Here is a 24077-nt window from a genome sequence, read left to right as displayed (position 1 = left end):
CTCACAGTTGCAGAAGATGTTGTGCCAGGCCCCTGGCGGCCCAAACACACAAGACAGGCCAACAAGGCCTTCAATGACCAGGCGCTCCACAGAGTCAACCCCTGCAGGGCGCCCTCAAGATCAGGCCGAAGCAGCCACCGACGCCGGACGCTTGACCTGCGGTTGCGAAGCGTTGGCTGCCGCACCCTCCTCGATCGCCTGCTGAATCGCCTTGCGGCGACGCTCTTCGGCCTGGCGGCTGAAGTACCAGACCAGGAAGGTCACCAGGGACACCGACAGCAGGATCAGGCTGGCCACGGCATTGATCTCCGGCTTCACACCCAGGCGCACCGCCGAGAACACCTCCATCGGCAAGGTAGTCGAGCCCGGGCCGGAGACGAAGCTGGCCAGCACCAAGTCATCCAGCGACAGCGCGAACGACATCATGCCGCCCGCCGCCAGCGACGGCGCAATCATCGGGATGGTGATGAGGAAGAATACCTTCCACGGCTTGGCACCCAGGTCCATCGCCGCTTCTTCGATCGACAGGTCCAGCTCACGCAGGCGCGCCGACACCACCACCGCCACATAAGCCGCACAGAACGTGGTGTGGGCGATCCAGATAGTGACAATGCCCCGCTCCTGCGGCCAGCCGATCATCTGCGCCATGGCCACGAACAGCAGCAACAGCGACAGACCGGTGATCACCTCGGGCATCACCAGCGGCGCGGTGACCAGGCCGCCGAACAACGTGCGGCCCTTGAAGCGGGTGACGCGGGTCAGCACGAATGCCGCCAGGGTACCCAGCGCGACTGCCGCCACCGCCGTGTAGCAGGCGATTTCCAGCGAACGCATCACCGACCCCATCAGCTGGGTGTTGTCGAGCAGGCCGACGTACCACTTCACCGACCAGCCGCCCCACACGGTCACCAGCTTGGAGGCGTTGAACGAGTAGATCACCAGGATCAGCATCGGCAGGTAGATGAACAGCAAGCCGAGCACCAGCATCAGCTTGGAGAAACTGAAGCGCTTCATGCCCTGCCCTCCATTTCCTTGGCCTGGCTGCGGTTGAACAGCAGGATCGGCACGATCAGGATCGCCAGCATCACCACCGCCAGCGCGGATGCCACCGGCCAGTCACGGTTGTTGAAGAATTCCTGCCACAGCACCTTGCCGATCATCAGGGTTTCCGGGCCGCCAAGCAGTTCCGGAATCACGAACTCGCCCACCACCGGGATGAACACCAGCATGCAGCCGGCGATGATGCCGTTCTTCGACAGCGGCACGGTAATCTTCCAGAAGCTGTTGAAGGTGCTCGAACCCAGGTCGGATGCGGCCTCGAGCAAGCTCGGGTCGTGCTTCACCAGGTTGGCGAACAGCGGCAGGATCATGAACGGCAGGTACGAGTAGACCACGCCGATATAGACCGCCAGGTTGGTGTTGAGGATCTGCAGCGGCTGGTCGATCAGCCCGGTCCACAACAGGAAGCCGTTGAGCAGGCCGTTGTTGCTGAGGATGCCCATCCAGGCATAGACGCGGATCAGGATCGCGGTCCAGGTCGGCATCATGATCAGCAGCAGCAGGACCGTCTGGGTCTCCTTCCTGGCATTGGCGATGGCATAGGCCATCGGGTAGCCGATCAACAGGCACAGCAGGGTGCTGAAGAAGGCCATCTTCAGCGAACCCAGGTAGGCCGAAATGTACAGCTCGTCTTCGGTCAGCAGGCCATAGTTGGCCAGGTTGAGCACGAGCTGGACCTTGTCCTCGACGTAGCTGTAGATCTCGGTGTAGGGCGGGATCGCCACATCGGCTTCGGCGAAGCTGATCTTCAGCACGATGAAGAACGGCAGCATGAAGAACAGGAACAGCCAGATGAACGGCACGCCTATCACCAGGTGCCGCCCCTCCGGAATGATGCGCTGGAAGGCTCGCTTGAGCTTGCGAAGTTTCATGACCGCAGTACCACGCCGCTGTCGTCTTCCCACCACACGTACACTTCATCGCCCCAGGTCGGCCGGGTGCCCTGGCGCTCGGTGTTGGCCACGAACGACTGGACGACCTTGCCGCTCGGCAGCTCGACATAGAACACCGAGTGGCCACCGAGGTAGGCGATGTCGTGGACCTTGCCGCGCGACCAGTTATGCTCGCAGGTTGGTTGCTGGGTGGTGACCAGCATCTTTTCCGGGCGCAGGGCGTAGGTGATGTGCTTGTCTTCCACCGAGGTGGTGATGCCATGGCCCACGTAGATCTTGCGCTCAAGCTCGGGGCTGGCAATGATCGCGTGGCCCTCGGCGTCGTCCACCACTTCACCGTCGAACAGGTTGACGCTGCCGATGAACTCGCACACCAGGCGGCTGGTAGGGGTCTCGTAGATGTCTACCGGCGAGCCGATCTGGGCGATCCAGCCCAGGTGCATGATGGCGATGCGCTGGGCCATGGTCATGGCCTCTTCCTGGTCGTGGGTCACCATCACGCAGGTCACGCCCACGCGCTCGATGATTTCCACCAGCTCCAGTTGCATCTGCGAACGCAGCTTCTTGTCCAGCGCGCCCATCGGCTCGTCGAGCAGCAGCAGCTTGGGGCGCTTGGCCAGCGAGCGGGCCAGGGCCACGCGCTGGCGCTGGCCACCGGACAACTGGTGCGGCTTGCGCTTGGCATACTGGGTCATGTGCACCAGCTTGAGCATCTCAGCCACGCGGGCATCGATCTCGGCTTTGGGCATCTTGTCCTGCTGCAGGCCGAAGGCGATGTTCTGCGCCACGGTCATGTGCGGGAACAGTGCATAGGACTGGAACATCATGTTGATCGGCCGCTCGTAGGGCGGCATGTCGGTGATGTCGACGCCATCGAGGAAAATCCGCCCTTCGGTCGGGCGCTCGAAACCGGCGAGCATGCGCAGCAAGGTGGACTTGCCGGAACCGGAGCCACCCAGCAGGGCAAAAATCTCACCCTTGCGGATTTCCAGGGACACATCGTCCACGGCTACCGTTTCGTCGAATTTTTTCGTGACCCGGTCGATCTTGACCAGCACCTGCTTGGGTTGCTGGCCACCCTCGAGGGCTTTTTTATAGGCACCGGAGGCAACTGCCATGAGTGAAACTCCCAACAAGATTTTTGTGCCCGCGTGGCCTGCTCTGCAGGTGCCGCCACGGGTCTGGATTTTTACTTGCCCGACTTGACCTTGGTCCAGCTACGGGTCATCAGCCGTTGCACCTTGGGTGGCAACTCTGCATTCACGAACATCTTGTCCAGCACTTCCTGCGGTGGGTAAACCGCGGCGTCAGTCCTCACGGCCTGGTCCATCAGGTCGCCAGCCTTGGGGTTCGGGTTGGCGTAACCGACATAATCACTGACCTGGGCGATAACCTCAGGCTTCAGCAAATAGTTGATGAAGGCGTGCGCCTCTTTGACATTCCTGGCGTCCTTGGGGATCGCCAGCACGTCGAACCAGAGGTTGCCGCCTTCCTTGGGAATGGCGTAGGCCAGGTTCACACCCTTTTTCGCTTCTTCAGCGCGGGTCCTGGCCTGGAACACATCACCCGAGAATCCTGCCGCGACGCAGATGTCGCCGTTGGCCAGGTCGGTGATGTACTTGGACGAGTGGAAATAGGTCACGTATGGGCGTACCGCCAGCAACTTCTTCTCGGCGGCCTGGTAGTCCTTGGCGTTGCTGCTGTTGGGGTCCAGCCCCATGTAGTTGAGCACCGCCGGCAACATTTCGTCAGCCGAGTCGAGGAACGCAACGCCGCACTTGGCGAGCTTCTTCATGTTCTCCGGTTCGAACAGCACGGCCCAGGAGTCGATGGTGTCCACGCCCAGCGCGGCCTTCACCTTGTCGACGTTGTAACCGATGCCGTTGGTGCCCCACAGGTACGGCACGGCGTACTGATTGCCCGGGTCGTTCTTTTCCAGGCGCTTCATCAGCGCCGGGTCGAGGTTGGCGTAATTGGGCAGCAGGCTCTTGTCGAGCTTCTGAAACGCGCCCGCCTTGATCTGCTTGCCGAGGAAATGATTGGACGGCACCACCACGTCATAGCCGGTGTTGCCGGCCAGCAGTTTGCCTTCCAGGGTTTCGTTGGAATCGAATACGTCCTGCACGGGCTTGATGCCCGTCGCCTTTTCGAAGTCCGCGAGTGTGGTCGGGCCGATATAGTCGGACCAGTTGTAGAAGTGCACCGTAGGCGCCGCTTGGACGCTGCATGCCAGCGTCAGGCCCGCACCAGCCATCAAGGCTTTGCGGAATACAGAAATGGACAAGTGGGTGCTCCTTTACAATCAGTGTCCGGGTAGCGACAGTGCTGCCGCACACGCAAAACCGGCGCGCAACTTACCTTCGCAGCTTCGATGCCGCAATCATCAATTGCCTTTTACTGGCTCTGGGCCGGGTATCCCGGCCCAGAGGTGCTGCATCGGGCTTACTTGCCCGACTTGATCTTGGTCCAGCTACGGGTGATGTCACGCTGGGCCTTGGCTTCAGGAGCAGCGATGGCATACAGCTGTTTCTTCACTTCAGCTGGCGGATAGATGCTTGGATCGCTGGTGATCTCCTTGTCCACGAACTGGGTGGCGGCAGCGTTGCCGTTCGGGAAGCGCACAGCGTTGGTGATCTCGGCCATGATTTCCGGCTGCATCAGGAAGTTCATGAACTGGTAGGCAGCATCTTTGTGCTCGGCATCCTTGGGGATGGCGACCATGTCGTAGAAGGTACCGGCACCTTCCTTCGGAATGACGTATTCGACCTTGACCTTGTCGCCGGCTTCGTGGGCACGGGCCTTGGACTGCTCCAGGTCACCCGAGTAACCGACGGCTACGCAGATGTTACCGTTGGCCATGTCGCCGATGTACTTGGACGAGTGGAAGTAGGTGATCGAAGGACGGATCTTGAGGAACAGGTCCTCGGCGGCCTTCAGGTCTTCCTTACTGGTGCTGTCGGTCGGCTTGCCCAGGTAGTGCAGCGCAGCCGGAAGCATTTCGGTCGGGGCATCGAGGAAGCTCACGCCGCAGCTCTTGAGCTTGGCGATGTTCTCAGGCTTGAACACCACGTCCCACGAGTCGATCTTGTCCACGCCCAGCGCGGCCTTGACCTTCTCCGGGTTGTAGCCGATGCCGATCGAGCCCCACATGTACGGGAAGGCGTGCTTGTTGTCCTTGTCGCTGGCATCGCCAACGGCCTTGAGCAGGTCCGGGTCGAGGTTCTTCCAGTTCGGCAGTTTGGAGCGGTCCAGTTCCTCGTATACGCCAGCCTTGATCTGCTTGGCCAGGAAGTTGTTGGACGGCACCACGATGTCGTAACCCGACTTGCCGGCCAGCAGCTTGGCCTCGAGGGTTTCGTTGCTGTCGAACACGTCGTACTTGACCTTGATACCGGTCTGCTTCTCGAACTTGGCGATGGTGTCCGGCGCGATATAGTCCGACCAGTTGTAGACGTTCAACACCTTGTCTTCAGCCTGAACAGCGGTGGCCATGGCACCCATCAGGGCTGCGGCCAGCAACGTCTTGCCCATTTTATTCATGCGTAATGCTCCGGAATTTTTATTTAGCCATCTGTTCAGTAGCCAGGACCCACGGTGCAGAGCGCGCGGCGACTGGAACAGCCGCTAGTCTGGCAAGTTACAAGGCTCTGTTTCAACAAAAGCAGGGCCTTGTAACCACTTAATGTCACACCGCTAGCCTAGCAAACGCCTAGCGAATCGCTTCAAGCGTCAAGTCGAGACATTTGCGCGCCTTTTCCACCAGCTCATCGATCTCTGCGTGGCTGATGACCAGCGGTGGCGCAATGATCATGGTGTCACCCACTGCGCGCATGATCAGGCCGTTTTCAAAGCAGAACGTGCGGCAGATCATGCCTACGCCCTTGCCTTCATGACGGCTACGGGTGGCCTTGTCCTTGACCAGCTCGATCGCGCCGAGCAAGCCCAGGCCGCGCACTTCGCCCACCAGCGGGTGGTCCTGCAACTCACGCAAACGCTTTTGCAAATACGGTGCCGCTTCGCTGCGCGCCTTCTCGACGACGTGCTCGTCGCGCAGGATGCGCAGGTTTTCCAGGCCCACTGCAGCCGCCACCGGGTGTCCGGAGTAGGTGAAGCCGTGGTTGAAGTCGCCACCTTCGCTCAAGACCTGGGCCACCTTGTCACGGACGATCACACCACCCATGGGGATGTAACCGGAGGTCAGGCCTTTGGCAATGGTCATCAGGTCCGGCTTGAGGTCATAGTAGTCGGAGCCGAACCACTCGCCGGTACGCCCGAAGCCGCAGATCACTTCGTCGGCGACGAACAGGATGTCGTAACGGGCGAGAATCTCCTTCACCTTCGGCCAGTAGGTGTCCGGCGGAATGATCACGCCACCGGCGCCCTGGATAGGCTCGGCGATGAAGGCAGCGACGTTGTCTTCGCCAACTTCGAGAATCTTCTTCTCAAGCCGCTCGGCCGCCCACACCCCGAACTGGTCCGGGGTCATGTCGCCGCCTTCGCCGAACCAGTACGGCTGCGGAATATGCACGATGCCGGGAATCGGCAGGCCGCCCTGCTCGTGCATGCCGCTCATGCCGCCCAGGCTGGCACCGGCCACGGTGGAACCGTGGTAACCGTTGATACGACCGATGATGGTCTGCTTCTGCGGTTTGCCTTTCAGCGCCCAGTAGTGGCGGACCATGCGCAGCACGGTGTCGTTGCCTTCGGAGCCGGAGCCGGTGAAGAACACATGGGTCATGCCTGGCGGTGCCACGTCGGTGATCGCCTTGGCCAGCTCCAGCGCCGGCGGGTGGGCGGTCTGGAAGAACAGGTTGTAGTACGGCAGCTCGCGCATCTGCCTTTCTGCCGCCTGCACCAGTTCTTCACGGCCATAGCCCACCGCCACGCACCACAGGCCAGCCATGCCGTCGAGAATCTTGTGCCCCTCGCTGTCCCACAAATGCACACCTTGCGCCTTGGTGATGATGCGCGGTCCCTTCTCCTTCAGTTGCTTGTAGTCAGAGAAGGGGGCCAGGTGGTGCTCGCCGCTCAGGGTTTGCCATTCACGGGTTTGCGGGTTGTTGACGCTCATGTGCCTCTCCAGTTTCCGGCGGCCGCGCGGCGGCCTCAGGGTTGATCAGACAGCGAACAGCAGGAACTCACGCTCCCAGGAGCTGATGACGCGTTTGAAGTTCTCGTGCTCGGCGCGCTTGGTGGCGACGTAGCCGGTGATGAATTTCTTGCCCAGGTACTGCACCAGTGCGCGGCTGTTTTCCATGCGCTCCAAGGCGTCCTCGATCGTCAGCGGCAGGCGCAGGTTGCGGCGTTCATAGCCACGGCCCTGCACCGGCGCACTGGCCTCGATGCCTTCGACCATGCCGATGTAGCCACACAGCAGGCTGGCGGCAATCGCCAGGTACGGGTTGGCGTCAGCGCCCGGCAAGCGGTTCTCGACCCGGCGGCTTTGTGGGCCGGCATCCGGCACGCGCAGGCCGACGGTGCGGTTCTCTTCGCCCCATTCCACATTCACCGGAGCCGAGGTGTCGGGCAGGAAGCGGCGGAACGAGTTGACGTTGGGCGCAAACAGCGGCAGCGCCTCGGGGATGAACTTCTGCAGCCCGCCGATGTGGTGCAGGAACAGCTCGCTCATGCTGCCATCTTCATTGCTGAAGATGTTCTTGCCGGTGGTCACGTCGACCACGCTCTGGTGCAGGTGCATGGCACTGCCTGGCTCGCCGGTCATGGGCTTGGCCATGAAGGTGGCAGCCACGTTGTGCTTGAGCGCGGCCTCGCGCATGGTGCGCTTGAACACCAGGATCTGGTCGGCCAGGTGCAGGGCATTGCCATGACGGAAGTTGATCTCCATCTGCGCCGTGCCGTCTTCGTGGATCAGCGTGTCCAGGTCCAGTTGCTGCAGTTCGCACCAGTCGTAGACATCTTCGAACAGCGGGTCGAACTCGTTGGCGGCTTCGATAGAGAACGACTGGCGGCCGGTTTCCGGGCGGCCCGAACGGCCTACCGGGGGCTGCAGGGGGAAGTCCGGGTCTTCGCTACGCTTGGTCAGGTAGAACTCCATCTCCGGCGCGACAATCGGCTGCCAGCCCTTGTCAGCGTAGAGCTTGAGGACTTTCTTCAGCACGTTGCGCGGCGACAGTTCGACCGGGTTGCCCTTCTTGTCGTAGGTATCGTGAATGACCTGCGCGGTCGGCTCGATGGCCCACGGCACCAGGAACACGGCGTTCTCGTCGGGACGGCAGATCATGTCGATGTCGGCCGGGTCGAGCAGTTCGTAATAGATGTCGTCGTCAACGTAGTCGCCGGTCACGGTCTGCAGCAGCACGCTCTCGGGCAGGCGCATGCCTTTTTCGGCGATGAACTTGTTGGTGGGCGAGATCTTGCCGCGCGTGATGCCGGTCAGGTCGCTGATCATGCATTCGACTTCGGTGATCTTGTGCTCTTTCAACCAATCGGTGAGCTGGTCGAGGTTGTTACTCATAAATACCTCAGGAGGTAAGGTGGGCCGCGCACTGATTCTGGATGGAGTAGATTGCTAAAGCAAAAACCCCCGCGCAGAGCCACACTGGATACACTGAAAACAAGTGCATCGGTAATGAGTTCGAAGGGCAGGAAGACGAAACGAAGGGCGGCAAGCCGCTGCGAGGGCGAGTCCGGAGCTGCCAAACGTCAATTATTGCGGCCATGGCGGCCACGCCATTGACGAAGCTTGCAAAATTGACGGAGGTACCCGATGGCACTGCGCAGGCAGCGCTTTCAGGTCGCGGCAAGCGGACCATGTGACCCTCGTATTATTGTGTTCTGGGTTGAGACCGAGCTTAGCCTTGTTCATTTTTTTACACAACACCTCCGTAAAAAATAAAACACGGCTTGTCGGAGATAGCCCTTCATGAGGGAAATAGCGGATAATGGCTTGCCCCGATATGCAGCAAATCTGCCGTCGATGAGCCATTTCAGGGCATCATGGGGTTGGCTTGACATCAGTTTGGGTTTTCGATTGACTGGTCCTGCAAGCCCCCCTTGATTGATATTTTTAACAACAAAGGTGTTGCATCATGTCGGTACCCCCGCGTGCCGTTCAGCTTAACGAAGCGAACGCGTTCCTTAAGGAACATCCTGAGGTTCTCTACGTTGACCTTCTGATTGCAGATATGAATGGTGTGGTGCGTGGCAAGCGCATCGAGCGCACCAGCCTCCACAAGGTTTACGAGAAGGGCATCAACCTGCCTGCCTCCCTTTTCGCCCTGGACATCAACGGTTCCACCGTCGAAAGCACAGGGCTTGGCCTGGACATCGGCGATGCCGACCGCATCTGCTACCCGATCCCTGGCACCCTCTCCAACGAACCCTGGCAGAAGCGCCCGACCGCCCAGCTGCTGATGACCATGCACGAGCTCGAAGGCGAACCGTTCTTCGCCGACCCGCGTGAAGTACTGCGCCAGGTCGTGAGCAAGTTCACCGAGATGGGCCTGACCATCTGTGCCGCGTTCGAGCTGGAGTTCTACCTGATCGACCAGGAGAACGTGAACGGCCGCCCGCAGCCGCCGCGCTCGCCAATTTCCGGCAAACGCCCCCAGTCGACCCAGGTCTACCTGATCGACGACCTCGACGAATATGCCGACTGCCTCCAGGACATCCTCGAAGGCGCGAAGGAACAAGGCATCCCGGCCGACGCCATCGTCAAGGAAAGCGCCCCGGCGCAGTTCGAAGTCAACCTGCACCACGTGGCCGACCCACTCAAGGCCTGCGACTATGCCGTACTGCTGAAGCGGTTGATCAAGAACATCGCCTACGACCATGAAATGGACACCACCTTCATGGCCAAGCCCTACCCGGGCCAGGCAGGCAACGGCTTGCATGTACACATTTCCGTGCTGGACAAAGATGGCAACAACATCTTCACCAGCGAGGATCCCGAGCAGAACGCCGCGCTACGTCACGCTGTCGGCGGTGTGCTCGAGACCCTGCCCGCGTCCATGGCGTTCCTGTGCCCGAACGTCAACTCGTACCGGCGCTTCGGTGCGCAGTTCTATGTACCGAACGCGCCAAGCTGGGGCCTGGACAACCGCACCGTGGCCCTGCGCGTGCCGACCGGCTCGCCGGACGCCGTGCGCATCGAGCACCGCGTGGCCGGTGCCGACGCCAACCCTTACCTGATGATGGCTGCCGTGCTGGCTGGTGTGCACCATGGCCTGACCAATCAGATCGAGCCAGGTGAGCCGATCGAAGGCAACTCGTACGAGCAGCTGGAGCAAAGCCTGCCGAACAACCTGCGCGACGCCCTGCGCGAGCTGGACGACAGCGAAATCCTCAACAAGTACATCGATCCGAAGTACATCGACATCTTCGTCGCGTGCAAGGAGAGCGAGCTGGAGGAATTCGAGCATTCGATTTCCGACCTCGAGTACAACTGGTACCTGCATACCGTGTAAACGAAAACGCCGCCCATCAGGGCGGCGTTTTTTTTGGATCGAAGTCGCCGGCTTACAGCGGTTTCTCGAAGATCTTCGAATTGCGCTGGTAGTTGTACAGCGACGCCCGCGCCGCCGGCAGCCGTTCCACGCCACTCGGCGCAAACCCGCGCTCGCGGAACCAGTGCGCAGTGCGCGTAGTCAGCACGAACAGGGTCTTTAGCCCTGCCTGCCGCGCCCGGCCCTCGATTCGCGCCAGCAGCTCATCGCCGCGCCCGCCATGGCGGTACTCCGGGTTCACCGCCAGGCACGCCAGCTCACCGGCGTCAGAATCGGCAATCGGGTACAACGCCGCGCAAGCGATGATCATCCCTTCGCGCTCAACCACGCTGAACTGTTCGATCTCCCGCTCCAGCACCTCGCGCGAACGGCGTACCAGAATGCCCTGCTCTTCCAGCGGGCTGATCAGTTCCAGCAGACCGCCGACATCATCGATGCTCGCCTCACGCACCACTTCGAACTGCTCCTGCGAAACCAGCGTACCGCCACCGCCACGGGTAAACAGCTCGGTCAGCAGGGCACCGTCCTCGGCATAGCTGACGATATGACTGCGCGCCACCCCGCCTTTGCAGGCTTCTGCGGCAGCATCCAGCAGTTCGGCCTGGTAATCATTGCCCAGGCGCTGCAGATGCGGGGCAACCTGCTGGGGGCGCAACTCGCGCACCAGCTTGCCGTCCTCGTCCAGCAGGCCTGGCTCGGCGCCGAACAGCAGCAGCTTGTCGGCACCCAGCTCGATCGCGGCTCGAGTGGCCACGTCCTCGCAGGCAAGGTTGAAGATCTCCCCCGTGGGCGAATAGCCCAACGGCGACAGCAGTACGATGGAACGCTCATCGAGCAGGCGGCTGATGCCCTTGCGGTCGACCCGGCGTACTTCGCCGGTGTGGTGGTAGTCCACCCCTTCCAGCACGCCGATCGGCCGCGCCGTGACCAGGTTGCCGGACGCCACGCGCAGGCGCGAACCCTGCATCGGCGACGCGGCGATATCCATCGACAGGCGCGCCTCGATGGCCAGGCGCAGGGCGCCCACGGCATCGATCACGCAATCCAGGGTAGCGGCATCGGTGATGCGCAGGCCGCGGTGGTAGTGCGGGGTCAGGCCGCGATCAGCCAGGCGGCTTTCGATCTGCGGGCGCGAGCCATGCACCAGCACCAGGCGCACGCCCAGGCTGTGCAGCAACACCAGGTCGTGGACGATGTTGCCGAAATTAGGGTGTTCCACCCCATCGCCAGGAAGCATGACCACGAAGGTGCAGTCGCGATGGGCATTGATATACGGGGAGGCATGACGCAGCCAGTTGACGTAGTCGGGCATGACAGGGCCTGTGGATAAGTGGACGGAGAACGGCGATACAGGGGGCGTTCAGGATCATCGTCGGAACAGGCTTGCGGTCACGCGCGGTCTCCTCTAGGCAGGAACGTATAAACTCGGTTGACGTTTAGTTCAGGCAGTAATGCCGGATCAGGTCACGCAATAGACGCACGGTAGGCTCGATTCGTGACATTTCAAGGTATTCGCCGGGCTGGTGGGCACAGGCAATGTCGCCAGGCCCCAGCACGATGGTCTGGCAGCCCAGCTGCTGAAGATAAGGTGCTTCGGTGCCGAACGCCACCGCTTCGGCACGATGGCCGGTGAGGCGCTCCGCCACTTGCACCAGTTCGGCGTCGGCAGCCTGCTCGAAAGGCGGCACCTCCGGGAACAGCGGCGCATAGTCGATGCGCACCTCGAAGCGCTCTGCCACGGGCGCCAGCTTGTCACGGATGGCCGCGCGCAGTTGCTCCACGTCCATGCCCGGCAACGGACGCAGGTCGAATTCCAGGACGCACTGGCCGCAGATGCGGTTGGGGTTGTCACCGCCATGGATGCAGCCGAAGTTCAGGGTCGGGGTCGGCACCGTGAATTGCGGGTTGCAGTAGCGTTGCTGCCATTGCTGGCGCAGGCCCAGCAACTCGCCCATCACGGCGTGCATGGCCTCCATGGCGCTGCGGCCCAGGCTTGGGTCCGAAGAATGGCCGCTGCGCCCCAGGATGTCGATGCGGTCCATCAGGATGCCTTTGTGCATGCGGATCGGCCGCAGCCCGGTGGGCTCACCGATAACCGCCGCCCGGCCGAGCGGCTGGCCGGCTTCGGCCAGGGCGCGGGCCCCGGACATCGAGCTTTCTTCATCACAGGTAGCGAGGATCAGCAGCGGCTGCTTGAAGTCGTGCTCCAGCAGCGGGATGAGCGCTTCGATGACCAGGGCGAAGAACCCCTTCATGTCGCAGCTGCCCAGGCCGACCCAGCGGCCATCGACTTCGGTCAGCCGCAGCGGGTCGCTGGCCCATAGCTGATCGTCGTATGGTACGGTGTCGCTGTGCCCCGCCAGCACCAGGCCGCCTGGGCCGCTGCCCCGGCTGGCCAGCAGGTTGAACTTGCCGGGGCTGACCTGGCGGATGTCGCAGTTGAAGCCAAGGTCGTCCAGCCAGCCGGCCAGCAGGTCGATGACCTGGCGGTTGGACTGGTCCAGTGCAGGCTGGGTGCAACTGACCGAGGGCGCGGCGATCAAGGCGGCGAACTGGTCTTTCAACGTTGGCAACGGCATGCCCGTACTCCTTGGAAACGTGACCCATCATAGGACTATCCGCTGTCTGGAATAAACCGTTGGCGGCCGACTGCTGTAGACTCTCCGCCAACCACGCCCCCTTTCGAGCCTGTGATGCACAAAGAAACCGAACTCAAGCTCCGCGCCAGCCGCGAGACCCTTGCCGCCCTGCGCGAGCACCCTCTGCTGAAAAAGCGCAACAAGTCCGGCTGGCAGACCCGCGAACTGCTCAACCAGTACTTCGACACCCCTGAGCGCGAGCTTTCCGCCGCCCGTGTCGCCCTGCGCCTGCGCCGCGACGGCGAGGCCATCATCCAGACCCTCAAGTGCCGCGGCCAGAGCGTCGCCGGCCTGTCCGAGCGCAATGAGTACGAATGGCAGCTGGACAAGGTCAAGCTCGACCTGAAAAAGCTCGACGCCACCTGCTGGCCCGCGCAACTGGCCAACCTCGACAAGAAAACCATCAAACCGCTGTTCACTACCGACTTCAGCCGTGAATACGCCGAAATCGCCTGGGGCCGTGGCAAGGGCAAGGTGGTGATCGAGGCGGCGCTTGACCAAGGCTTCGTGATCGCCGGCAAGCGCAAGGAAGAGATCTGCGAGCTGGAGCTGGAACTGCGCGAAGGTGAACCGCAGGCCCTGCTGGAACTGGCTGCCGAACTGGCCGCCAGCCTGCCGCTGATGCCCTGCGATATCAGCAAGGCCGAGCGTGGCTACCGCCTGCTGGAGCCGGACAGCTACGAGCTGGGCCTGCCACACGCCGAGCTGGAAGCCGAAACCGCCGTGGACGATGCCTATGCCGCACTGGCCTGGCAACTGCTGGGCAGCAGCCAGCGCCTGGCCGAGCAGTACCGCCACAACGGTCACTGGCGCCTGCTGCAGGACTGGGTCGAGTGCCTGAGCGAACTGCGTGCCCTGACCGCCAGCCTGGGCCAGGCCGCCCCGCGCGCTACCACCCGCGACCTGCGCAGCAGCCTCGATGCCCTGCTGGAAGACTGGCGCCCGCTGGTGCAGGCCGGTAACGATGACGAAGATATCCGCCGCGCGGCACCCGAGCAGTTCGCCGAGGAGCTGGAAGACGTGCGCTGGGGCCTGTTCTCGCTGGAAACCTCGCGCTGGCTGCTGGCCCGTGCCTGGACCGTTGAACGCAAAGGCCGTGGCGAACGCCAGGGCAAGGCGCAACTGGCCAGCTGGCTGGCACACCTGCTGGGTGAAGAGGGCCGTGCGTTGAAGCTGCCGCTGTACACCCAGCGCCCGGAAGACCTGGCCGAGCAATTGCCACGTATCGAGCAGCTGCTGGCTTGGCTGCACCATGCCCGCCAGGTGCTGGAGGCGCCACAGATGGACCGCCTGTATGGCGACCTGAAGAAACTGCACGAGCTGGCCGAGCAGCCGATCAGCGATGAGGTGCTGGAAGCCCGTGTCGACCAGGCCCGGGTAGTCGATCAGAGCCGCGGCTGGAAGCACTTGCTCAAGGCTTGAAAGCGTGTCGCCTTCTTCGCGGGCTTGCCCGCGAATGGCCTCACCGCGACAGGGGCAGGCTGGTGGTGGACTTGATCTCCGACAGTGCCACGATCGAGTTCACCTCCTGGATACCCGGCACGTTCGACAGTTTTTCGAAGAAGAACCGCTCGTAAGCCTCGATATCCGACGTGACGATCCGCAGCAGAAAGTCCACCGAGCCCATCAGCACATAACACTCCAGCACTTCCGGAAACCCGCGGATCGCCTCGGTGAACTCGGTGAAATTTGAGCGCCCGTGAGCATTCAGCTTCACTTCGGCGAAGATCTGCGTATTCAGGCCGACCTTCTTGCGATCCAGCAACGTCACCTGCCCGCGGATCACCCCCTCCTCCTTCAAACGCTGGATGCGTCGCCAGCACGGCGATTGCGACAGCCCCACGCGTTCGGCGATCTGCGCGCTGGAAAGCGAAGCGTCCTCCTGCAAGAGTTCGAGAATACGGCGGTCGTAGGCGTCCAGCTCGCTGTGCATTGACTATTCTCCAAAACGTCAAAATATGAATATCTCTATTCGAAAATACCTCTAAAACTACGAATCATAGCGAAAAAATACCCCTGCCAACGTGCAAGAATTTCTCCCACATCTGCGGAGACCAGCATGAACGCACAACCCCGTACCGACGCCTGGGCCGCCACCAACGCCCATAGCACCGTGCACTACCGCCTGCAGGCCGAAGCCGAGCCTGACAGCCTGTGCCGGGTCCTGAATCTGTTTGCCTTGCAGTTCCTCACACCGCACAGCGTGCAGGTCAGCCAACAGGATGACTGGCTGGATATCGAAGTCGGCATCGGCGGGCTGAGCTGGCACCGGGCCGAGGTGATCGCGCAGAAGCTGCGCAATCTGGTGTGTGTGAGCGAGGTGAGCCTGTCCAACCTGCAGCGGGTGGAGCTGGCAGTGGTTTGAACGGTTCGCTGTACTGGTTTATTTGCGAAGGGGTATCACCACGACGGCAAACAGCAAGATTCAGAAACCCTTCACTCCAGTCACTTTCCAGCGCCCGGCTAGGCTTGATCAGCACTTCCCCATCAAGCACGGACGCTCCCAATGCACACTCCCGACAATCCGGCCCTCGACCTCAGGCGGGTGCTCCAGGCCCTGCTCGCCGACCGGCACCTGCACGCTAACGACACCCTGCCAGTACTTGAACACGCCAACACCCACCCCGGCACCCACCCACTGGAGCAGATCGCCGCCTGCGCCCTGGAGGACCGCCTGCACCCCGGCCAGCCCCTGGACCTGGATCGTCTTTGCCGATGGCTGGCCCACAGGGTTGGCCAGCCCTACCTGCGCATCGACCCGATGCAACTTGACCTGACCCAGATCAGCGGCCTGATCTCCCCTGCCTTCGCCCAGCGCCATGGCATTCTCATCGTCGCCGCAGACGACACCGGTGTCACAGTCGCCAGCGCCCAGCCCTACCAGGATGACTGGCAGGCAGACCTGGCGCGCAGCCTGGGCCGGCCGATACGTCGCGTGCTGGCCAGCCCGTTGCAGATTCGTCAGGCAGGGCAGTCATTCCACCGTCTGGCTCAGTCGGTCAAAGGTGCGCAAAACCAGCAGTCGGCCAGCCTCGGTGAACTCGAACAGCTACTGGAGCTGGGCAAGCGCCAGGCCGAGGCCAGCGCCGACGACGCCCATATCGTGCATATCGTCGACTGGCTGCTGCAGTACGCCATCGAACAGCGCGCCAGCGATATCCACCTGGAGCCCCGCCGCGAGCAGGGCCAGCTGCGCTACCGCATCGATGGTTTGCTGCACTGCGTGTATGCCTTCCCCGCCGGGGTCACTCTGGCGCTGGTCAGCCGTCTGAAACATCTGGCGCGTATGGACGTCGCGGAAAAACGCCGGCCACAGGATGGCCGCCTGCAAAGCAGCCTGCCGGGTGGCGCCGAGGTAGAACTGAGGCTGTCGACCTTGCCCACCCCGTTCGGCGAGAAACTGGTGTTGCGCCTGTTCGACCCGCACCAACTGCAGGAAGGTTTCGATCGCCTTGGCCTGGAAGGACCGCAACTGGCCCAGTGGCAGGGCCTGCTGCGACAGCGCCAGGGCATCATCCTGGTTACCGGGCCGACCGGCTCCGGCAAGACCAGCACGCTATATGCCAGCCTCAAACTGCTGGCCACACCACAAGTCAACCTGTGCACCATCGAGGACCCAATCGAGCGCCTGGAACCTGCATTCAACCAGCTGCAGGTGCAGCCCGCGCTGGACCTGGGCTTTGCCAACGGTGTACGGGCACTGCTGCGTCAGGACCCGGATATCATCATGATCGGCGAGATCCGCGACCGCGAGACGGCCCTGGTGGCGGTCCAGGCGGCACTGACCGGTCATCTGGTGCTGTCCACCCTGCATACCAACGATGCCTGTAGTGCAATCACCCGCCTGCAAGAGTTGGGCGTGGCCGACTACCTGATCAAGGCGACGCTGGTCGGCGTGATGGCCCAGCGCCTGGTGCGTACCTTGTGCGCGGATTGTCGCGGCGCGCTGACTGCACCCGGCGGCCAACCATGCCGTACCTGTCGAGGCACCGGGTTTCACGGCCGTACCGGGTTGTTCGAGCTGCTGGTGCCCAGCGACAGCCTGCGTGCCCTGATAGGGCCAGGCAGCGATCTGGCCAGCCTGCGTCACCAGGCAAAAGCCGATGGCCTGCTCGACTTGCGCACTTGCGGGGCCGCCAAGGTGGCCTGCGGGCAGACCCGAGAGGAGGAAGTGCTACGGGCCTGTTCATGAGAAAAAACGCCTTGTATTCAAGGAACTTACCTCTTTACCGCCAATCCAACCGCGCATCTTCAACACCCCACCCCTTCGAGGTTTTCCAACATGCGTCTCAAAACCGCCATCGCCGCCGCTGCCTTGCTTTTGCTGCCTATTGGCTCGGCCATGGCCGATACCTTCTGGCGTAACGTGATGACCACCGGTGCCACCACAGCATCGAGCTATCTGACCTCGGGGGACCACAAGCTGGTGATGGCGGCGCAGGATGACGCCGGCAGCTTCGTGGCCAGCGAAGGCGCGATCCGTGGGCCATTCCTGGAGGCGGCAATTCATCAGGCCCGCACAGAGAACCCAGGCCTGCAGGCCACCGACATGGAACTGGCCAATGCCATTCTGGCCAAGAACGCGGTAGCCGAGTAACCGCGTCGCCTGCTTCGCGGGGGATCCCGCTCCCACGGGTACTGCACAGTATTCAATACTTGTACAAGCCCTGTGGGAGCGGGCCCGCGAAGAGGCCGGCACGGGCAAACCACAATCAGCGATAAGCCTCCACCGGCACACAAGCACAGAACAGATTCCTGTCCCCATAAACGTTGTCGACCCGGTTCACCGCCGGCCAGTACTTGTGCTGGCGTACGTGACCACTGGGTGCCACCGCCTGCTCCAGGCTATAAGGCCGGTCCCACGCCCCGAGCACGTCAGCCAGCGTATGCGGCGCATGCTTGAGCGGATTGTTTTGCGCCGGCCAGTTACCCTCCTGCACTTCGCCGATTTCTGCGCGAATCGCCAGCATCGCCTCGACGAACCGGTCCAGTTCGGCCTTCGACTCACTCTCGGTGGGCTCGACCATCAGCGTACCCGGCACCGGGAAGGACATGGTCGGCGCATGAAAGCCGTAATCCATCAGGCGCTTGGCCACGTCCTCTTCACTGATGCCGGTCAGCGTTTTCAACGGCCGCAAGTCAAGGATGCACTCATGCGCCACACGCTGGTTGCGACCACGGTAGAGCACCGGAAAGGCGCCGCTCAACTGGCTGGCCAGGTAGTTGGCCGAAAGGATCGCCACTTCGCTGGCATCAGCCAGCTGCGGGCCCATCATGGCGATGTACATCCAGCTGATCGGCAGGATGCTCGCGCTACCCCAGGGGGCGGCGCTTACCGCACCGTTGTTCGGGTCCAGGCCGGGCACCGGCACCACCGGGTGGCTGGCGACAAACGGCTTGAGATGCTCGCGGATGCCGATCGGGCCCATGCCGGGGCCACCACCGCCGTGGGGGATGCAGAAGGTCTTGTGCAAGTTCATGTGGGAAACGTCGGCGCCAATATCCGCTGGGCGTGCCAAGCCCACCTGGGCGTTGAGGTTGGCACCGTCCATGTACACCTGGCCGCCGTGCTGATGCACCACTTCACAGATTTCGCGGATGCCCTCTTCGTATACACCGTGGGTCGACGGGTAGGTGATCATCAGGCACGACAGGCGGTCTGCGGCGGCATGCGCCTTGGCCTTGAGGTCGGCTAGGTCAACGTTGCCATGGTCATCGCAATCAACGATCACCACCTCCATGCCGGCCATCTGCGCCGAGGCCGGATTGGTACCGTGGGCTGACGACGGGATCAGGCACAAGGTGCGTTGCGGCTGGTGACGGCTGCGGTGGTAGCGGGTTATGGCCATCAGGCCGGCATATTCACCCTGGGCACCGGAATTGGGCTGCATGCAGATGGCATCGAAGCCGGTAATGGCGCACAGCCAACTTTCCAGTTCGTCGATCATCGCCTTGTAACCGGTGGCCTGGGTGGCCGGGACAAACGGGTGCAACTGGGCAAAGCCCGGCCAGGTGATAGGGATCATCTCGCTGGTGGCGTTGAGTTTCATGGTGCACGAGCCCAGCGGGATCATCGACTGGTTCAGCGCCAGGTCCTTGTTCTCCAGCTGCTTGAGGTAGCGCAACATCTCGGTTTCGCTGTGGTGCAGGTTGAATACCGGGTGGGCAAGGAATGGCGTGCGCCGCACCAGACTCGCTGGAATCCCTTCAGGCAGGGCGAGTTGGTCGAGAGCGGCAATGTCCAGGCCGTGATCCACCCCCAGGAAGATGTCTAACAGGCGCAGTACCGTCTGCTCCGAGCAGGTCTCGTCGAGGCTCACACCGAGACGCCCGCGGCCGAGAATACGCAAGTTGATCTGCGCAGCTTCGGCGCTTTCGATAATGGCCGCCTGGGCGCCGCCTACCTCCACAGTAAGCGTGTCGAAGAAATGCTGGTTAAGCCGCGGGATCCCCTTGGCTTCGAGGCCGGCTGCCAGGATGAAGGTCAGCCGATGCACGCGCTGGGCGATGCGTCGCAGGCCTTCAGGGCCATGGTAAACCGCGTAGAAGCCGGCAATGTTGGCCAGCAGCACCTGCGCCGTGCAGATGTTGGAGTTGGCCTTCTCGCGGCGGATATGTTGCTCGCGGGTTTGCAAGGCCATGCGCAGGGCGATGTTGCCACGCGCATCGCGTGACACGCCGATGATGCGCCCCGGCATCGCCCGCTTGTAGTCGTCGCGACAAGCGAAATAGGCCGCGTGGGGGCCGCCGTAACCCATTGGCACGCCAAAGCGCTGGGTCGAGCCCAGTACCACGTCGGCACCCTGTTCCCCCGGCGGCGCAAGCACCACCAGGCTGAGCAGGTCCGCTGCCACGCAGGCCAGTGCATGCTGGCTGTGCAACTGGTCGATCAACGGACGCAGGTCGCGTACTTCGCCATGAGTGTCGGGGTACTGCAGCAAAGCACCGAATACCGCGTGTTTGCCAAGGTTATCCACAGAGTCGACGATCAGCTCGAAGCCGAACCCCTCCGCCCGTGTCTTCAGCACCGAAAGGGTCTGCGGGTGGCAATGCTCGTCGGCAAAGAATGCATTGCTCTGGTTTCGCGCCACCCGCTTGGCCAACGCCATGGCTTCGGCGGCGGCAGTCGCCTCGTCGAGCAGCGAGGCATTGGCCAGGGCCAGCCCGGTAAGGTCGATGACCATCTGCTGGAAGTTCAGCAACGCCTCCAGCCGACCTTGGGCGATTTCGGGTTGATAGGGGGTATAGGCAGTGTACCAGCCGGGGTTTTCCAGCACGTTGCGCAGGATGACCGTGGGCGTGATGGTACCGTGGTAACCCATGCCGATCAGGCTGGTCCAGACCTGGTTCTGTTCGGCGTAGCCGGCGAGTTTGGCCAAGGCGGCCTGTTCGTCCAGCGCAGCGGGCAAGTCGAGCGGGCGATCGAAACGGATGTCCGGCGGTACGGTCTGCTCGATCAGCTCACTGCGGCTGGCAACGCCAAGCGCGTTGAGCATGGCCTGCTGCTCGGCAGCATCGGGGCCCAGATGGCGATGCAGGAAAGGATTGGGCTCTTGCAGTTGATGCAGGGATGGCGACTGGGACATGACGACGCTCTCTTCCTAGGCCAGCTCTCATGGAGACTTACAAGTCTAGGAAGGGATTGCCGATTGTGCGGGGAAACTTGATCTCAACGTCGGGGCTGCTTCGCAGCCCCAAGAATCCCTCGGTTACTCGCCAATCGTTGCCTTGTAGCCTGCAGCATCCAGCAGCTTGTCCAGCTCGGCCAGGTTGCTTGGCTTCAGCTTGAAGATCCACGCCCCGTAAGGGTTCTCATTGAGCAGTTCCGGGCTGTCGGCCAGCTCATCGTTGACCGCGATCACTTCGCCAGCCACCGGGGCGTAGATGTCCGAGGCGGCCTTCACCGATTCGACCACACCGGCAGCGTCGCCAGCGCCGAACACCTTGCCGACCTCGGCCAGTTCGACGAATACCACGTCACCCAGGGCTTGCTGGGCGTGGTCGCTGATACCCACGGTCACGGTGCCATCGGTTTCCAGGCGGGCCCACTCATGGCTTTCGGCAAAACGCAGTTCGCTAGGGATATCGCTCATGTCTTGAATTCCTCGATTGGCTCAGCGGTACGCCCGCCGGTTATAAATGGTTCAGATCAGGATCTTGCCGTGGCGCACGAAGGTCGGTTTGACCACCCGCACCGGGTACCACTTACCGCGAATTTCCACCTCGGCCCGGTCGCCGGTGGCCATGGGTACGCGTGCAAGGGCAATGGACTTGCTCAGCGTAGGCGAGAAACTACCACTGGTGATCTCCCCTTCGCCAATCCCCGCCACCCGGACCACCTGGTGGGCGCGCAATACGCCGCGCTCCTCCAGTACCAGGCCGACCAGTTTTTCCTGCACACCTTGTTCGATTTCCGCCAGCAGGGCGGCACGGCCGATGAAGTTGCGCTCGGCTGGCTGCCAGGCAATGCTCCAGCCCAGATTGGAGGTAAGCGGTGTGTGCGTTTCGTCGATGTCCTGGCCGTACAGGTTCATGCCGGCTTCCAGGCGCAGGGTGTCGCGGGCGCCAAGGCCACTTGGGGCAATACCGGCGCCGACCAGGTCGTTGAAGAAGGCCACGGCCTGCTCGCCAGGAAGAATGATCTCCAGGCCGTCTTCACCGGTATAACCGGTGCGGGCAATGAACCAGTCGCCTTCGGCGATGCCCTCGAACGGGCGCAGTTCGCGAATCAGCGCGGCGCGCGCGGGGCTGAGCAAGGCGGCCACCTTCTCGCGCGCATGCGGCCCCTGGATGGCGAGGATGGCCAGGTCAGGGCGGACCCGAAAATCCACGGCAAAACCGGTACGCTGTACTGCCAGCCAATCGAGTACCCTGGCCCGGGTGGCGGCGTTGGTGACCAGACGGTAGCCGGTTTCGGTGCGGTAGACGATCAGGTCGTCGATGACAGTGCCCTGCTCCTGCAGCAGCGGGCTGTACAGCGCCTTGCCGATATCGTCGAGGCGGGCTACATCGTTGGCCAGCAGGCGCTGCAACCAGGCAGTAGCGTCACTGCCGTCGACATCGATCACGGTCATGTGGGAAACATCGAATACCCCGCAATCGCTGCGCACCTGATGGTGCTCCTCGACCTGCGAGCCATAGTGCAGGGGCATGTCCCAGCCACCGAAATCGACCGTCTTGGCGCCCAGCGCCAGGTGCAGGTCATACAAAAGCGTGCGCTGTCCCATGGGTTTCTCCTTCCGGGCGTGGCGAAGCGGCGGCGGTCGATGACGTTAGGTCGTCAGCTCTTCTTGTGTAGGACCCGCCGCGCGAGTGCCGCGCATTGTAGCCGCAAGGGCGCGGGCTGACACCCTTAGCGACTGTGACCGGGTCGACGGGCCGAACGGCGGATCAGGCCGATGACCGGCAGCAGTCCCACCAGCACCAGGGTCAGCGCCGGCAGCGATGCACGCGCCCACTCACCCTCGCTGGTCATCTCGAACACCCGCACGGCCAGGGTGTCCCAGCCGAACGGGCGCATCAGCAGGGTCGCCGGCATTTCCTTGAGTACATCGACGAATACCAGCAAGGCGGCGCTGAGGGCACCCGGTACCAGCAGCGGCAGATACACCTTGAAAAACAATCCCACGCCTCCGACACCCAGGCTGCGCGACGCCTCGGGCAGTGACGGACGGATACGCTCCAGGCTGCTTTCCAGCGGCCCGTAGGCCACCGCGATGAAGCGCACCAGATACGCCAGCAGCAAAGCGGCAAGACTGCCCAGCAACAGCGGCTTGCCGGCCCCACCCAGCCAGCTGGACAGCGGGATGACCAGCTGGTTGTCGAGGTAGCTGAAGGCCAGCATGATCGACACCGCCAGCACCGACCCGGGCAAGGCGTAGCCCAGGTTGGCCAGCCCGACTCCAGCGCGAATAGTCCCCGTCGGCGCCTGGCGCCTTGCGAAGGCCAGCAGCAGCGCCACGCTCACCGTGACCAGTGCTGCCATGCCGCCCAGGTACAGGGTATGCAGGACCAGGCCGACATAACGCTCGTCCAGGTCCTGTCGGCCACGCTGCCAGAACCAGGTCAGCAGTTGCAGCAGCGGGATGATGAAAGCGCAGGCAAACACCAGCAGGCACCAGCCACTGGCCAGCAACGCCTTGACCCCGCGCAGGTGGTACAGCGCCTGGCCGCGCGGCCGCTCATTGCCGCTGCGGCTGGCGCCCCGTGCCCGGCGTTCGCCGTACAGCACCAGCATCACCGCCAGCAGCAGCAGGCTGGCCAGCTGGGCTGCGCTGGACAGGCTGAAGAAGCCGTACCAGGTCTTGTAGATGGCGGTGGTGAAGGTGTCGAAGTTGAACACCGCCACGGCACCGAAATCCGCCAGGGTTTCCATCAGCGCCAGGGCGATCCCGGCACCGATAGCCGGCCGCGCCATGGGCAGCGCCACGCGCCAGAAGGCTTGCAAGGGCGACAGACCGAGCACCCGGGCCGCCTCCATGAGGCCCTTGCCCTGGGCCAGGAAGGCAGTGCGCGCCAGCAGGTAGACATAGGGGTAGAACACCAGCACCAGCACGATGATCACCCCACCGGTGGAGCGCACCCGCGGCAGGCGCATGGGCCCGAACACCTCGCGCAAGGCACTTTGCACCGGGCCGGCGAAGTCCAGCAGGCCGACGAAGACGAACGCCAGCACGTAGGCAGGAATCGCGAACGGGAGCATCAGCGCCCAATCGAGCCAGCGCCGGCCGGGGAACTCGCAGAGGCTGGTCAGCCAGGCCAGGCTGACGCCCAGCAGGGTGACGCCAATGCCAACACCCGCCACCAGCGTCAAAGTATTGCCCAAAAGGCGGCTCATCTGGGTGTCGAGCAGGTGCGACCAGATCTGCAGGTCGATCGACTGCCACGACAGCAGCAGCACGCTCAGGGGCAGGAGCACCAGGGCGGCGGTCAGGACGACCGGGAGGTACCAGCGGCGTTGCGGGGTGTGGGGCAAGGCTGAATTCTCGAGTGCGATGGCGACCGCTGTGCGGTCGTTCGCG

At 62.7% G+C, this 24077-nt stretch carries 19 protein-coding genes; 5 read left to right on the top strand and 14 right to left on the bottom strand.

Going from position 1 to position 24077, the window contains the following annotated elements; all coding sequences use genetic code 11:
- Positions 1-120: 120 nt before the first annotated feature.
- The 7 genes from ACVWZT_RS09835 to ACVWZT_RS09805 all read right to left on the bottom strand — a co-directional run bounded on the left by ACVWZT_RS09835 (position 121) and on the right by ACVWZT_RS09805 (position 8427).
- A complete protein-coding gene (locus tag ACVWZT_RS09835) occupies positions 121-1014 on the bottom strand; it encodes an ABC transporter permease subunit (RefSeq protein WP_296232575.1) in 894 nt (297 codons plus the stop codon).
- Positions 1011-1892 (bottom strand): ABC transporter permease subunit, encoded by an 882-nt coding sequence (locus ACVWZT_RS09830; protein ID WP_225780768.1) that lies wholly within the window; start codon positions 1890-1892, stop codon positions 1011-1013. Before ACVWZT_RS09830 ends, ACVWZT_RS09835 begins: the two co-directional genes overlap by 4 nt.
- A 35-nt stretch (positions 1893-1927) precedes the next feature.
- Positions 1928-3070: a polyamine ABC transporter ATP-binding protein gene (gene potA / locus ACVWZT_RS09825; RefSeq protein WP_296232572.1), complete on the bottom strand. Its 1143-nt coding sequence runs from the start codon at positions 3068-3070 to the stop codon at positions 1928-1930.
- Between the two features lie 71 nt (positions 3071-3141).
- Positions 3142-4236, bottom strand: a complete 1095-nt coding sequence (locus tag ACVWZT_RS09820; protein ID WP_457469108.1) for a polyamine ABC transporter substrate-binding protein — start codon at positions 4234-4236, stop codon at positions 3142-3144.
- Between the two features lie 158 nt (positions 4237-4394).
- The gene (locus tag ACVWZT_RS09815; protein WP_296232569.1) at positions 4395-5492 is read right to left on the bottom strand and encodes a polyamine ABC transporter substrate-binding protein; all 1098 of its coding nucleotides are present in this window, start codon (positions 5490-5492) and stop codon (positions 4395-4397) included.
- Between the two features lie 169 nt (positions 5493-5661).
- Positions 5662-7023: an aspartate aminotransferase family protein gene (locus tag ACVWZT_RS09810; protein ID WP_457469107.1), complete on the bottom strand. Its 1362-nt coding sequence runs from the start codon at positions 7021-7023 to the stop codon at positions 5662-5664.
- 45 nt (positions 7024-7068) lie between these two features.
- Entirely contained in the window at positions 7069-8427 is a 1359-nt protein-coding gene (locus tag ACVWZT_RS09805; protein WP_457469106.1) for a glutamine synthetase family protein, read from the bottom strand.
- Positions 8428-9001: 574 nt separating this feature from the next.
- Here ACVWZT_RS09805 and ACVWZT_RS09800 point away from each other — a divergent pair.
- The gene (locus ACVWZT_RS09800; RefSeq protein ID WP_084856533.1) at positions 9002-10378 is read left to right on the top strand and encodes a glutamine synthetase family protein; all 1377 of its coding nucleotides are present in this window, start codon (positions 9002-9004) and stop codon (positions 10376-10378) included.
- Between the two features lie 52 nt (positions 10379-10430).
- Here the strand turns inward: ACVWZT_RS09800 and argA are convergent, their stop codons facing one another.
- Entirely contained in the window at positions 10431-11729 is a 1299-nt protein-coding gene (argA, locus tag ACVWZT_RS09795) for an amino-acid N-acetyltransferase (protein ID WP_296232563.1), read from the bottom strand.
- A 124-nt stretch (positions 11730-11853) separates the two neighbouring features.
- A complete protein-coding gene (gene argE, locus ACVWZT_RS09790) occupies positions 11854-12996 on the bottom strand; it encodes an acetylornithine deacetylase (RefSeq protein WP_457469104.1) in 1143 nt (380 codons plus the stop codon).
- Between the two features lie 114 nt (positions 12997-13110).
- On the opposite strand from argE, the gene ACVWZT_RS09785 reads away from it, so the two are divergent.
- Positions 13111-14478, top strand: a complete 1368-nt coding sequence (locus ACVWZT_RS09785) for a CYTH domain-containing protein (RefSeq protein ID WP_296232561.1) — start codon at positions 13111-13113, stop codon at positions 14476-14478.
- Positions 14479-14518: 40 nt separating this feature from the next.
- On the opposite strand, the gene ACVWZT_RS09780 is transcribed toward ACVWZT_RS09785, so the two are convergent.
- Positions 14519-14989: an Lrp/AsnC family transcriptional regulator gene (locus tag ACVWZT_RS09780; RefSeq protein ID WP_043198918.1), complete on the bottom strand. Its 471-nt coding sequence runs from the start codon at positions 14987-14989 to the stop codon at positions 14519-14521.
- Between the two features lie 126 nt (positions 14990-15115).
- Between ACVWZT_RS09780 and ACVWZT_RS09775 the strand changes: the two genes are divergently transcribed.
- From ACVWZT_RS09775 to ACVWZT_RS09765, 3 genes are all read left to right on the top strand, one after another.
- A complete protein-coding gene (locus ACVWZT_RS09775) occupies positions 15116-15421 on the top strand; it encodes a hypothetical protein (RefSeq protein ID WP_296232557.1) in 306 nt (101 codons plus the stop codon).
- Between the two features lie 141 nt (positions 15422-15562).
- On the top strand, positions 15563-17248 hold the full coding sequence (locus ACVWZT_RS09770; RefSeq protein WP_457469102.1) for a GspE/PulE family protein: 1686 nt from the start codon (positions 15563-15565) through the stop codon (positions 17246-17248).
- A gap of 90 nt (positions 17249-17338) precedes the next feature.
- Complete coding sequence (locus ACVWZT_RS09765; protein WP_457469101.1) at positions 17339-17653, top strand: DUF2388 domain-containing protein; 315 nt, start codon at positions 17339-17341, stop codon at positions 17651-17653.
- Between the two features lie 115 nt (positions 17654-17768).
- Here ACVWZT_RS09765 and gcvP read toward each other — a convergent pair whose 3' ends face one another.
- The 4 genes from gcvP to ACVWZT_RS09745 all read right to left on the bottom strand — a co-directional run bounded on the left by gcvP (position 17769) and on the right by ACVWZT_RS09745 (position 24031).
- The gene (gene gcvP, locus ACVWZT_RS09760; protein ID WP_457469100.1) at positions 17769-20642 is read right to left on the bottom strand and encodes an aminomethyl-transferring glycine dehydrogenase; all 2874 of its coding nucleotides are present in this window, start codon (positions 20640-20642) and stop codon (positions 17769-17771) included.
- A 123-nt stretch (positions 20643-20765) separates the two neighbouring features.
- The gene (gcvH, locus tag ACVWZT_RS09755; protein WP_457469098.1) at positions 20766-21149 is read right to left on the bottom strand and encodes a glycine cleavage system protein GcvH; all 384 of its coding nucleotides are present in this window, start codon (positions 21147-21149) and stop codon (positions 20766-20768) included.
- A 51-nt stretch (positions 21150-21200) separates the two neighbouring features.
- Positions 21201-22283 (bottom strand): glycine cleavage system aminomethyltransferase GcvT, encoded by a 1083-nt coding sequence (gene gcvT / locus ACVWZT_RS09750; protein ID WP_457469096.1) that lies wholly within the window; start codon positions 22281-22283, stop codon positions 21201-21203.
- A gap of 125 nt (positions 22284-22408) precedes the next feature.
- A complete protein-coding gene (locus ACVWZT_RS09745) occupies positions 22409-24031 on the bottom strand; it encodes an ABC transporter permease (protein WP_296232548.1) in 1623 nt (540 codons plus the stop codon).
- Positions 24032-24077: the final 46 nt, after the last annotated feature.

This window comes from Pseudomonas sp. TE21394, assembly GCF_054057835.1.
The sequence above is the reverse complement of the archived record's forward strand: the minus strand, read 5'-3'. Positions and strand labels throughout refer to the sequence as shown.